At 40.9% G+C, this 12,744-nt stretch carries 11 protein-coding genes; 6 read left to right on the top strand and 5 right to left on the bottom strand.

All coding sequences use genetic code 11. The features are described 5' to 3' along the window. The first annotated feature begins 40 nt into the window (after window positions 1-40). The 5 genes from C8D94_RS13630 (at window position 41) to C8D94_RS13615 (ending at window position 7,563) form a co-directional block, all read left to right on the top strand. The gene (locus C8D94_RS13630; RefSeq protein WP_115124523.1) at window positions 41-1,312 is read left to right on the top strand and encodes a dihydrolipoamide acetyltransferase family protein; all 1,272 of its coding nucleotides are present in this window, start codon (window positions 41-43) and stop codon (window positions 1,310-1,312) included. Between the two features lie 92 nt (window positions 1,313-1,404). Then, window positions 1,405-3,474 carry an alpha-ketoacid dehydrogenase subunit alpha/beta gene (locus C8D94_RS13625; RefSeq protein ID WP_115124522.1) on the top strand — a complete coding sequence of 690 codons (2,070 nt, stop codon included), beginning with the start codon at window positions 1,405-1,407 and terminating at the stop codon, window positions 3,472-3,474. A gap of 32 nt (window positions 3,475-3,506) precedes the next feature. Next, a complete protein-coding gene (locus C8D94_RS13620) occupies window positions 3,507-5,114 on the top strand; it encodes a tetratricopeptide repeat protein (RefSeq protein ID WP_115124521.1) in 1,608 nt (535 codons plus the stop codon). Between the two features lie 198 nt (window positions 5,115-5,312). Next, window positions 5,313-5,441: a hypothetical protein gene (locus C8D94_RS15515; RefSeq protein WP_262510549.1), complete on the top strand. Its 129-nt coding sequence runs from the start codon at window positions 5,313-5,315 to the stop codon at window positions 5,439-5,441. Then, entirely contained in the window at window positions 5,416-7,563 is a 2,148-nt protein-coding gene (locus C8D94_RS13615; protein WP_115124520.1) for a T9SS type A sorting domain-containing protein, read from the top strand. The genes C8D94_RS15515 and C8D94_RS13615 overlap by 26 nt, the downstream gene beginning before the upstream one ends. A gap of 87 nt (window positions 7,564-7,650) precedes the next feature. On the opposite strand, the gene C8D94_RS13610 is transcribed toward C8D94_RS13615, so the two are convergent. The 3 genes from C8D94_RS13610 to C8D94_RS13600 are packed head-to-tail and all read right to left on the bottom strand — an operon-like array spanning window position 7,651 to window position 10,416. Then, window positions 7,651-8,193 carry a DUF4136 domain-containing protein gene (locus C8D94_RS13610; protein ID WP_115124519.1) on the bottom strand — a complete coding sequence of 181 codons (543 nt, stop codon included), beginning with the start codon at window positions 8,191-8,193 and terminating at the stop codon, window positions 7,651-7,653. A 12-nt stretch (window positions 8,194-8,205) separates the two neighbouring features. Continuing rightward, complete coding sequence (locus C8D94_RS13605) at window positions 8,206-10,191, bottom strand: urocanate hydratase (protein ID WP_115124518.1); 1,986 nt, start codon at window positions 10,189-10,191, stop codon at window positions 8,206-8,208. Between the two features lie 33 nt (window positions 10,192-10,224). Beyond that, entirely contained in the window at window positions 10,225-10,416 is a 192-nt protein-coding gene (locus C8D94_RS13600; protein ID WP_115124517.1) for a DUF5522 domain-containing protein, read from the bottom strand. A gap of 45 nt (window positions 10,417-10,461) precedes the next feature. Here C8D94_RS13600 and C8D94_RS13595 point away from each other — a divergent pair, with 45 nt between their 5' ends. Next, complete coding sequence (locus C8D94_RS13595; RefSeq protein ID WP_317047737.1) at window positions 10,462-10,776, top strand: hypothetical protein; 315 nt, start codon at window positions 10,462-10,464, stop codon at window positions 10,774-10,776. A 9-nt stretch (window positions 10,777-10,785) separates the two neighbouring features. Here the strand turns inward: C8D94_RS13595 and C8D94_RS13590 are convergent, their stop codons facing one another. Both C8D94_RS13590 and C8D94_RS13585 read right to left on the bottom strand, forming a co-directional pair. Beyond that, the gene (locus tag C8D94_RS13590; RefSeq protein ID WP_115124515.1) at window positions 10,786-12,093 is read right to left on the bottom strand and encodes a tail fiber domain-containing protein; all 1,308 of its coding nucleotides are present in this window, start codon (window positions 12,091-12,093) and stop codon (window positions 10,786-10,788) included. A 306-nt stretch (window positions 12,094-12,399) separates the two neighbouring features. After that, a partial coding sequence (locus C8D94_RS13585; RefSeq protein ID WP_147278561.1) for a T9SS type A sorting domain-containing protein occupies window positions 12,400-12,744 on the bottom strand: 345 nt, incomplete at its 5' end.

The raw sequence follows: 12,744 nt of genomic DNA, 5'->3' as shown, positions 1-12,744 counted from the left end.
TTGTGGCTTCGACAGGCTCAGCCTGACAACAAAGAGACAAATGTCAAAGACAGAATTCAAAATGCCCAAAATGGGCGAAAGTATTACAGAGGGAACCATCATCAATTGGTTGGTACAAGAAGGCGATAGCTTTGAAGAAGGCGATATCCTCGTAGAAGTGGCAACCGATAAAGTAGATAACGAAGTCCCTGCACCCAGTGCTGGAAAGATGATTTCGCATAAAGTTTCGGCAAAAGATGTTGTACCAGTGGGTGAGGTGATTGCAGTATTGGAACTAAAAGAAGGAGCTGCAAAAAAAGACGTCAATTTTGAAGAGAAGGCTGATAAACCAGCTAAAAAACCAGTTCGTTCAAATTCGAGTTCGAGTTCAAAAGCATTCAAGGTAAACGAAAACCTTTTCGTTTCCCCACTAGTAGATGCGATGGCTCGTAAAAACCATATTTCGTATGAGGAGTTAGCACGTATTTCAGGAACAGGAAAAGACGGAAGGCTTCGGAAAAGTGATGTAACTAATTATTTAAATGAAGGCAGACCATTTCAATTTGCGCAAGCAGTTGCAGAATCATCAGGCTTTCAGGTTCCAGATTTAAAGTTTGATAAGGGAACGGGAAAGATTGTGGAAATGGACCGAATGCGCGAGATGATTGCAGACCATATGGTATATAGCAAACATACATCGCCCCACGTAACGGCTTATGTGGAAGCAGACCTTACCAATATGGTACAATGGAGAAATGAAAATAAGCTAAAGTTCCAGGAGAAAAACGGCGAAAAACTAACATTCACTCCGCTGTTTATCGAGGCAGTAGCAAATGCCATTAAGGACTTCCCAATGATAAATTCCTCCTTGGATGGAAAGAATATCATTGTAAAAGAAGACATCAATATCGGTATGGCAACCGCTTTGCCTTCGGGAAATTTAATCGTTCCCGTAGTTAAGAATGCTGATAAAAAAGATTTGAAAGAATTAGCTGCATCGACCAACAAATTAGTAGAAAAATCACGTGCGGGCAGTTTAAAAGGCGACGATTTAAAAGGTAGCACCTTTACGATTAGCAATGTTGGGACCTTCGGAAGTCTAATGGGAACGCCTATTATCAATCAGCCAGAAGCGGCAATTCTTGCTACAGGAATTATAAAGAAACGCGCTGAGGTTATCGAAAAAGAAGAGGGAGACATTATTGAAATTAGAAGTATGATGTATCTCTCACTTTCCTTTGACCATAGAATTGTAGATGGGTATTTGGCAGGCTCATTCTTAAAAAGAATTGCAGATAATATGGAAGGGTTTGATGTGGATAGAAAGTATTAAGCTTGTCTGGTCGAGCGCAGTCGAGACCTTCATAAAATAGATTGCACTTAAATCATTTAACCGAATGCGCAACGAGTGCGCATTGACTGAGTATGAAAATAACTAAAAAACAAACACTTAAAGCCTTTAAAAATCTCGTCACTGCTAAAGCAATGACCGAAATCTATGAGGAGAATTTTAAGGTGGTATCAAAATATGTACACGCCACTTCGCGTGGACACGAAGTGATACAAACGGCCGTTGGGATGCAATTGCAGCCTCAGGACTATATGTTTCCGTATTATCGAGATGATTCGATGTTACTGGCAATTGGGATGACGCCTTATGAGTTAATGTTGCAGGTGCTTGCGAAAAAAGACGACCCTTTTTCTGCAGGCCGTACGTATTATTCACATCCTAGTTTAAAGGATGACGACAAACCTAAAATTCCGCATCAAAGTAGTGCTACAGGGATGCAGGCGATTCCGGCGACCGGGGTTGCAATGGGCTTTTGGTATAAGGAGAGTTTAGGACAGGATGAGCCGATTGCGAAACAAGTGCACAATGACCAGCCCATTGTAGTTTGTAGCTTGGGTGATGCTAGTGTAACTGAAGGCGAAATAGCCGAAGCTTTCCAGATGGCAGCGTTAAAGCAATTACCCATTTTGTATTTGGTACAGGACAATGGTTGGGATATTTCAGCCAACGAAGCCGAAACCCGTGCTCAAAATGCAGCAGAATATGCCGCTGGATTCCACGGATTGGAAGCCATTTCTATAGATGGAACCGATTTTGAAGAAAGCTACACGACGGTACAAAACGCTATCGAAACTATTCGGAAGGAGCGCCGTCCTATTTTAATTCACGCCAAAGTTCCATTGCTGAACCATCATACTTCGGGCGTTCGGATGGAATTTTATCGCGACGATTTGGACGAGGCAAGGAGCCGGGACCCGTATCCGAAAATGTTGAAATTACTTCAGAGTTTTAATGTTTCAGAAGAAGAAATAAAGGAAATCGAAACCGAAATCGAAACTGAAGTTGAAAAATCACTCAAGCGTGCCTTAGAAGCAGAAGACCCAAAACCCGAAGATTTATTTACACACGATTTTGCGCCAACACCAATTACACAAGAAGTAGGAGAGCGTTCGCCAGAAGGCGGAGAAAAAGTGGTGATGGTAGATTGTGCTCTCTTTGCTATTGAAGAATTAATGGCGAAGCATCCTGAGTGTTTGTTGTACGGACAAGACGTGGGAGGTAGGCTAGGAGGTGTGTTTAGAGAAGCGGCTACCCTGGCGCAAAAATTTGGCGATAATCGTGTGTTTAACACGCCTATTCAAGAAGCATTTATAGTGGGCTCTACCGTGGGGATGAGTGCCGTAGGATTGAAGCCTATTGTGGAGGTTCAGTTTGCCGATTATATTTGGCCGGGTCTCAATCAATTATTTACAGAAGTTTCTCGAAGCTGTTATCTCTCCAACGGAAAATGGCCCGTATCTATGATTTTGCGCGTGCCTATTGGTGCTTATGGAAGTGGTGGTCCTTATCATTCCTCTTCGGTTGAAAGTATCGTGACAAACATCAGAGGCTTAAAAATTGCGTATCCAAGTAATGGAGCCGATTTAAAAGGCTTGATGAAAGCCGCCTATTACGATCCTAATCCGGTAGTGATTTTTGAACATAAAGGATTGTATTGGAGTAAGGTAAAAGGAACCAAAGGCGCTACCAGCCTGGAACCTGCCGAAGATTATATCTTACCTTTTGGAAAAGCGTGGGTATTGCAGGAAATCTGGCCACAGGAAGAAGAGGAAACATTAAGCATTATTTCTTACGGAATGGGCGTGCATTGGGCATATAACGCTACACGTGAGTTAGGTGTGACCGATACGGTTGAAATTGTTGACCTTCGAACACTGCATCCCATAGATTGGGACACTATTTTTAAGAGCGCCAAAAAATGCGGAAAAGTACTGGTGGTAACCGAAGAACCTTCTGAAAATGGATTTGCCCGAAGTATCCAGGGTAAAATCCAAGAGGAGTGCTTTCAGGAATTGGATGCTCCTGTAATGCTCATAGGTTCAGAAAATATGCCAGCAATTCCTTTAAATTCGGTATTGGAAGAGACTATGATCCCTTCAACTAAAAAGGTAAGGGTGAAGATTGAGGAGATTTTAAACTACTAAAATTTCTGTATCTTTTCAGTCCAATTACCACTATGCGATTTTGCTTATTATTGCTTTTAGGTTGCTTTCAAGTTAGTCAGGCTCAAGATGAGGTATCTGTTTTAATAGATAGTTTAGCTGGAGCTTCTTCTCCTGTAGAAAAAACACATTTAAGTCTCTCTATCGCCGAACAATTACAGCATTCTAATTGGTCACGTGCAATACATTTTCTTGATGTTGCTAAGGAAACTGCAACAACATCTAATAGCGATTCCTTACTCGCTGAAGTGAATATGGTAGCTGGCGATATGTATTCAAACAAAGATGCGCTGGATATTGCACTGGAAAATTATTTAAAAGCGTATGATTACTATGAAGATAAAAAGCCCTCAGAACGTTTTAGATTAGAGAATAATCTGGCTATCGTCTATGCCAGGAGCAATAACGAAGAGAGTGCTTTGACGTATTTTGATAAAGTGTATCAATATCAGTTAGCGCAAAAAGATTCTTTGGTTTTGGCACAGATTCTCAACAATATGGGGAATCTGTATCTTGGCAAGAATGCAGATTCGGCCTTGACATATTTTGAAAAAGCAGAGCAATTAGCCGCTAAAATTAATAATCCAGACCTCTCTATTTATGTACAAACCAATCTTGGGCGTAGCTATCTTAAGAAAAATGAAATGAATAAAGCGAGAGCGTCTTTTCAGAAGGCTTTAAATACACTTTCAAAAACAACTAATGTACGAACCGTTTCGTTTTTAAATAATGAAATGGCACAATTCTATGCTGAAAACAAGCAATTAGATTCTGCTTTGTTGTATGCAAAAAAAGTAGTGGCGGCTAATGATACGCTGGCCCCATTTAGTTTTGAACAGCAAGATGCAGTGGAACTAGTGTATAAGAGTTTGTTAGAAAAAGGCGCATATAAGGAGGCATCAACATATTTTGAAAAATTCAACCAAATTAGAGACTCCCTTGCGTTAGAGGACAAACTTGTAAATGTAGAGCGAGTTATCATTGAGGAAAAATATCGCAATAAGGATAAAATACGCGAGTTGGAAGAAGGAAAGCAACGCGCTAGAAATTATATGATTCTACTGGCTTTATTAGTGGCACTTGTAATATTAGGTGCCTTGTTGCTTAGGTATAGAGCAAAATTAAAAAACACCATACTTGAAAAACAACTTGCCACGGCCAAGCAAAAAGAACTTAACACACAGCTTCAATTAAAGAACAAAGAGTTGGTAGGGAAAGCAATGATTGAACTACACCGCACCGAAATTATTGAAGAAATATTGACAGACCTAAAATCAGTACGTTTAAAAGCGGCTAAAAGAGAAACCCAAAATGCCATAGATTATGTGGTTAAACGGCTGAAAAGAGATACAAATACCAATTTGTGGGAGGAATTTGAATTGCGTTTTGAGCAGGTACACGAATCTTTTTATAAAAACCTCATTACTAAGCATCCCGATTTAACTCCCAAGGATAAGCGTTTATGTGCACTTTTAAAATTAAACCTCACCTCTAAAGAGATTGCACAAATTACGGGACAGACAGCAAAATCTGTTGAAAACGCACGTACAAGACTACGGAAAAAACTTGATATTACACATTCTGAGACAGATCTTTCTGCCTACTTATTCAGTTTCGACTGAAATATTTTTACTTTTTTATAAGATCGTAAACCACTGATTATCAATTATATGAAAATAATTGAGTGGTGTTGCTATGGTTAGTAATTAGCTGTGAGTGTTTTTGTGGTGGCTATAAAATTTTGATTGCAACATTCTGCATTTACATTTGTTTCAGAATTAATAGCAAAGCCAGGTGCGCTATAAACTTCAAGATAGAAAATGAAGAAAATTACAGAAGATAAAAACGAGCTAGACGAACTTTTTGAGAACAACAAGGACAAAAAAAATGCCCTCAAGAAGATCGTGAAAAAACTAGAAGAAAATGAAAACACGAACAGAAAACAATAACCTAAAAAAGTTGAATATCATGAAAACAATTTTTACATTTTTGGCCCTAGTGGTCATTACAGCTGCACAAGCACAATGGAACGCAGATACCGCAGTGAACACATTGGTTGCAGACACACAAGCTGGAACTATGCATGCCAAGGGCACCTCTACGGGCGAAACCTATGTGGTTTTTTGGAAATCAGTTCCCGCACCCACAAACTTCGAACTTAGAATGCAAGTACTGGATGCAGATGGAAACCAAACCTTGGGGCCAGATGGTATGCTCATAAGCGACCAAATACCCATGGGCACATTTACGGTTACTATGACTACCGTAGTAGATGCAAACGACAACTTATACGTAGGTGTTACAGGAACTGGCGGGGGTGATCCTGCTTTTGTATATAAACTTGATACCAGTGGGCAGAGTTTATGGGCTAATAACAGTGTAGGTAGCGGTTTTTTAGTAACCGTACTGCCACTTGCCTCTGGTGATGCAATTGTGGGTATGTTGGGCAATAGCGGTGGCGTCATGCAAAAATATGATAGCACAGGTACAGCAGTATGGCCAAGCGTGCAATCTATAGGTACTGGTGCTGGCTTTAAGGCTCCCGCAAACTTTTTTGAGCTGCCTGGTGGCGAGTTTATGTTGGTGCACCATGTATTGGTAGGCGGTGTAAATTCTAATCTCTATGCACAACGATATGATGTGGACGGAGCCCCACAATGGGCTAACGATACACAACTGTCTAATAGAACTACACTGTATAACCGTACCTATACGGGAACACAAGGAGATGGCGCTGTATTTATGAGTTATTTTGGCAGTAATGGAAGCCGTTTCGATGCATTCTTACAACGTATCAATCCAGATGGTACTTTGCCATGGGGGTTAAATGGTTCAGACTTTGCAACAGACGATGTGAATTACGAAACCAACGTAGACCTCGCAATTACTGCAGACGAGAGTACTATTTACGTAAATTCTAGATATACCAATACCGGACAATCCATGACAGGCACCTATATCCAGAAATTTGATACTGCTAACGGGAATAGGTTATTTACAGATGCAGCCAAAGAAGTGTTTGCTATTGGAGATGAAACTGTGCCGGCCGGAAAAATGCATTTATTTAACAATACCCCTTGGTTTGTAGTGAACAGCGGGTTTAATAACGGAGCAACGCCTACAGAATTGGAAGCAGTGTACTTAGATGCAAATGGCGATTTTGTATGGGCATCCGAAACAATACCCTTGGCTACATTTGTAGCAAATAAAGGTGCGGTTGAATATACCAAACCCGTAAATGGGCAAAGTGTTGTTGTGTTTATTGAGGATAAAGGTGCCGGTGAAAGAATATATGCCCAAAACTCTGAAGACCCAAATGCATGTACCATAGCAATCACATGTCCAGCTACAGTGGTAGTGGAGACAGATGCAGGAATGTGTACAGCTTCAGCAGTTATTTTGGGGACAGCTAGCACCAATGGATGTAATGGAGAAATAGTGACCAACGATGCACCCGCTGTTTTCCCAATTGGAGAAACTACGGTAACTTGGACTGTAGATGATGGAACCACCACGGAAACTTGTGTACAACTTGTCGTGGTTGAAGATAATATAGCTCCCACAATTACCTGCCCCCAAGATGCTGCAGTTGAGGTTGCTACTGGATCACAATATACATTGCCAGATTATTTTGATAACGGTGAAGCCTCTGCAATAGATAATTGTACCGACCCAGTTACAATGACATCACAAGACCCTGCTCCAGGAACCGAACTTGCCGTGGGGACACACCAAATTACGTTGACTGCAGAAGATGAATATGGAAATGAATCTACCTGTAGCTTCCAACTTACTGTTGATGATGTATTGGGTACCGAAATTTTTACAAACAAAAGTATCTCCTTGTATCCTAATCCAACCAGTGGTACTGTTACATTGAGCAATCCCTCAAATTTCAATTTGAAGAGCATCCAAGTATACAGTGTTTCCGGAAGATTGATTAAAAATATCGATATTGAAGAAATGGGAACCAGTAAAGTGTTGTCTATGGCAGAGATGGTAAGAGGTGCCTACTTCTTATTGATCACAGGTGAAGAGGGCCAAGCGACAAAAAAGATCATCAAAAATTAAAAAAGCAACGTAGTATAGCTTATAAAACAAAAGCCAATCAATATTTTTTGATTGGCTTTTTTTATGTGCCGTAATTTGTTGTAACAGTTAGTTGTTTTCCATAACCCCAGGAGGGTATTCAGCTAAGATCTCAGCAACTATTTCACGGATTTTTGCCTCTCTTTTGTCAATATCGCTACCTGTGTATAATTGGGAACTTCCTATGCCCTGCCATACCAGTTCGTTGGTTTTGGCGTCTATCAAGTCTATATATAAACTTCCTTCAGTAGAACGGGAAACGGTATTTCCCCAGCGACCGCCCCACCAAGGGTTCCAGCCCCAACCCCAACCAAAGTTGTTGTTGTACACATCTACGCGTTCACGTTCTTTGGTAAAGATGCTCACCAAAAGGGAAGGGGTTTGTGATTTCGTCATTCCCTTGGCCTGAAGATTTGCTTCAATAGCTCGAAGGATCCGTTTTTTGTCCAAGTCGCTTATCTGGGCTTCATCGATGCCCGGTTTGTAAAAAGCGAAGGAGTTATAATTGCTGAAATTTGCTTTTCGGTCGTAATCGGTTGCCACCCTTACCGAAGTACAGGAAGCAAATACTACGAACAACAGTAAAAGCGGGGTTAATTTAAAGATTCTCATAGCGTAATTTTTTTAAAATAATGATTCGTCAACGAAATTGGGAAGCGTGACCTTGAGGTTTGGGTTGCGGTCCATTTCTCTTTTAATGGCGAAAATAGCTTCATCGTTTCGTGCCCAACTTCGTCTTGCTATTCCGTTATTTACATCCCAGAACAGCATGCTTTCCAAACGGCGTTGCGCATTGGTACTACCATCAAGAACCATGCCGAACCCGCCATTGATCACCTCTCCCCAGCCTACACCACCACCGTTATGGATGCTTACCCAGGTAGCTCCACGAAAGCTGTCGCCAATCACGTTGTGTATGGCCATATCTGCCGTAAAGCGGCTTCCGTCGTATATGTTGCTGGTTTCCCGGTAGGGGGAATCGGTACCGGAAACATCGTGGTGGTCACGACCCAGTATCACTGGTCCAATTTTTCCTTCTGAAATAGCTTTGTTGAAAGCACTGGCTATTTTCATCCTCCCTTCGGCATCTGCATATAGAATACGTGCCTGGCTGCCCACGACCAGTTTATTTTCTTGGGCACCCTTTATCCAGGTGATGTTATCCTGCATTTGTTGCTGTATTTCTGAAGGTGAATTCTTCATGATTTTTTCCAGTACCTCACAAGCCAAGTCATCAGTTTTTTGAAGATCTTCAGGCTTCCCGGAAGCGCACACCCAACGGAAGGGTCCAAAACCATAGTCAAAGCACATAGGTCCCATGATATCCTGTACGTAGCTTGGGTATTTGAATTCTCTTCCTAGCTCAGGATTGTCCGCCATTACATTGGCTCCCGCTCGGGAAGCTTCCAATAGAAAGGCATTTCCGTAGTCGAAGAAATACGTGCCATTTTCAGTATGCTTGTTGATTGCCTCAGTCTGGCGCCTCAATGATTTTTGAACTTCTTCCTTAAATTTCTCAGGATTGTTTGCCATCATCTCGTTTGCTTCCTCATAGCTTAATCCTGCCGGATAATAGCCGCCGGCCCAAGGGTTGTGGAGAGAAGTTTGGTCGCTTCCCAAATCTATTTTAATATTTTCTTTATCAAAATGCTCCCATACGTCAACAATATTTCCATCGTAGGCAATAGAAACCGTTTCTTTTGCTGTGATAGCTTTCTGTACACGAACCGATAATTCATCCAAATCTGAAATCACTTCGTCTACCCAACCTTGGCTATAACGTGTTTTGGTTGCTTTTTTATTTACTTCGGCACATACGGTCACACAGCCTGCAATATTTCCTGCTTTAGGCTGTGCGCCACTCATTCCTCCTAAACCAGAGGTTACAAATAAGCCTCCGCTGGGTTCTTTTTTTATTTTTCTGAAACCATTCAAAACTGTAATCGTAGTTCCGTGAACTATGCCTTGTGGACCAATGTACATATAGCTTCCCGCTGTCATCTGGCCGTATTGTGTAACGCCCAGGGCATTAAATTTTTCCCAGTCGTCGGGTTGCGAGTAGTTGGGGATCATCATTCCGTTTGTAACGACAACACGAGGTGCATCTTTATGGGAAGGAAATAACCCAAGTGGATGCCCAGAATACATCACGAGGGTTTGCTCGTCTGTCATTTCAGCAAGATATTGCATTACCAATCTGTATTGCGCCCAGTTCTGGAACACAGCGCCGTTGCCTCCATAGGTAATGAGCTCGTGGGGATGTTGCGCTACGGCGTGGTCCAGATTGTTCTGTATCATCAACATAATAGCTTTTGCCTGTTCACTCTTTCCGGGATATTCGGCAATAGGACGAGCGTAGATTTTGTAATCCGGTCTATAACGATACATATAAATCCTTCCGTAGTCTTTCAGTTCTTTTTTAAACTCGGGTAGGAGGGTGGCGTGATGCTCTGGGTTAAAATATCTTAGGGCATTTTTTAAAGCAAGGGTTTCCTCTTCAGCAGAAAGTATTTTTTTACGCTTGGGTGCGTGGTTTACTCCTGTATCATAAGGTTTTGCCTCTGGAAGTTGCTTTGGGATGCCTTGTAAAATTTCGTCTTTGAATGTCATATACTAAGTTAATGAGTTTAGATGTTGGGAAGTTTAGTTATTCTCATCCTTTTTGCGTTTGCTGAGCGGAGTTGAGGGATTAAATCCATAAGGACAATGCCTGCAACCGCTTTCACAGCAATAACCACGTTTTAAGTGATATTGCTCTGTAAAGCATCTATAACCTTCTGGCGTGAGGTAGTAATCTCCTTCTTCTATTTCTATCTTTTTCTTTGGGAATAGCATATAACAAAAATACCAAATTCTTATCTTGTAGGTGTGATTGTAGTTGTGAATAGATTTTTACTTCGGAAAGGCTTTAACGGGATTGCCCTTTGGCCCTTTGTAATTCTTCGGAAAAAGGAGATGAAAACGGATAAACGTATGTTGAACCACGAGCGAATTCACATACTACAACAAGCCGAATTGTTGGTTGTCTTTTTTTACATATGGTACGGTGCTGAATTTTTTGTGAGATGGTTTCAGTATAAAAACAAGTATGTTGCCTACCGAAACATAAGTTTTGAAAGGGAAGCGTACGCAAACGAAAAAGACCTCGACTATTGTAAGAGGAGGTCTTTTTTTGGGTTTATTGGTTATATCTAAGCTGTTTTCTTAGTCAATTTTGTTTTGTAAAGTCTTGACTTCTTTTTTCAGGAATTCAATTTCAGATTGTTGCTCTTGAATAGCTTTGAGCATAATAGGAATTAATCCCACATAGTTTACACCTTTCAAGGATTTTATTTCTGAATTTTCTAAATCCACCTTTTTTTCCTTTACCAATTCAGGCAAAATTTCTTCGATCTCTTGGGCAATCAAGCCGTATTCGTTTTCTTGAGTCATTGGGGCTTTCCTTCCAGTGGCTTTAAGCTCAATGCGTGAGGCGACCTTTATTGGGACGTCCTTTTTATCAATCACTTTGTCGTATACTACAGGACGTAATTTATTAATGGTAGCAGTTGCGTTATCAATATTTCTTATGTTCTTTTTAACTCGCACATCAGATGTGTTAATAAGCATTCCCGCATAGTAAATATCCTGATCGCTATTAATATCACCAGCAAAATACCCTGCCCAGTCTAAAGAAATATCAACTGGCTCTCCGTATATTCCGAAGAAACCATATCCATAAGCACCAAAAGCTCCTTGGGCTAAAATTCCATAGTAGCCCGTAGCTATCATGCCTGCTCCGGCAGCTGGATTTGGGTTGAATGCTTCAACTGCGGACCAATTGGAAGCCACGTTCGTGATATTTGAGAAGATAGCACCCTGAGTATCACTTGCCTCTACAGTTTCAAGGCTGCTAAGGGCTGCTCCTCCTTTATTGATAGCGATGTTTCCGTTGTTGCCAACTCTAAATCTTTCTATGCCACCAGTTGAAAGGCCAACTATATCTGCTCCAATACGATACATGCCTGAATCCGTATCGGTATTCCAGGAAACAATTGGGCTTACGGCCGTCCCATCCTGAAACAATTGAAAGCTTCCTGCATTAGTTATTTCCAGTGCATTGGTGTTATTAGTTCTAAATCTTAGCCCGACATTATCTGTTGTACCCATGAAATCTGTTGCTGCGGTAGTCCCTGCATTTCCGTTCTTTTTCCAGTCTTTATTGCCATCGACCGAAACCCAAGAAGTTGCTGTAGCGTCCCAAACCAATAGTCCTGGGCCTGTAGTTGTATTGGTGTTATAGACTAGTAGTCCATTGGGAGCTCCGCCAGTAATGGGGGCAATTGTGCTTAAGTCTGCAATGTCTATTCTGGGAATAAGAACTCCTTTATCTGCACTGGATACATCAAGTATAGACCCTGCTGTTGGTGTGATTGTGTTAATCCCTACTTGGGCAACAATTGAAAATGTTGAAAATAGGAAGACCAAATAAAAAATGGACAATCTTGTTGTGGTAGTGTATTGCTTTTTCATAATATTTTAATTATAAAAAGCAGGTAAGCAGGGTAGATTTGGGTGGTAAATCTATGATTAATTAACAATAGTAATTAAAATAATTTAATTATTTTGTTAAATTACTGTAGGAAAATTAATATAATTTTCTAGAAGATAAGTAGTAAGCTGCTATTTGAGATGGAAAAACAGTTGTTGGTATTAAAATTCCACATTTTTCTACAGCAACCTGAACTTTATTGATATAGATTCTTTTCTGTATGCAAAAAAACACCCCTACCAAAGCTGATAGGGGTGTTCTTGTGATTTTGTTTATGACCTTTAGCTCTATATTTTTATTACTCTTTTAGTTATGGAGCCATCTTCGGTAGTAATGTTTACAAAATAAATAGCCGAGTCCAAATTACTTAGATCAAGTTGGAAATTTCTTGTACTGTTCTTTATGTCATATAACTTCTGGCCTAATATTCCATAAACAGAAATTTCTTTAATGTTAGATTTCTCTGAAACGATATTCAAAATCCCATCTGTTGGATTTGGATGGATTGAAATACCCTTCAGGTCTGAACTCCCGACACCCAGCTGTGGGTCGCGCTCGAAGAGCACCGTGAACCTGCGGTCCTGGTTCGCCTTGTTGCTCCTGAAGGTATAGTCCCCCTGGGTGAGGTCTGT

It is taken from the genome of Marinirhabdus gelatinilytica, from assembly GCF_003353425.1.
GTDB lineage: Bacteria > Bacteroidota > Bacteroidia > Flavobacteriales > Flavobacteriaceae > Marinirhabdus > Marinirhabdus gelatinilytica.
The sequence above is the reverse complement of the archived record's forward strand: the minus strand, read 5'-3'. Positions and strand labels throughout refer to the sequence as shown.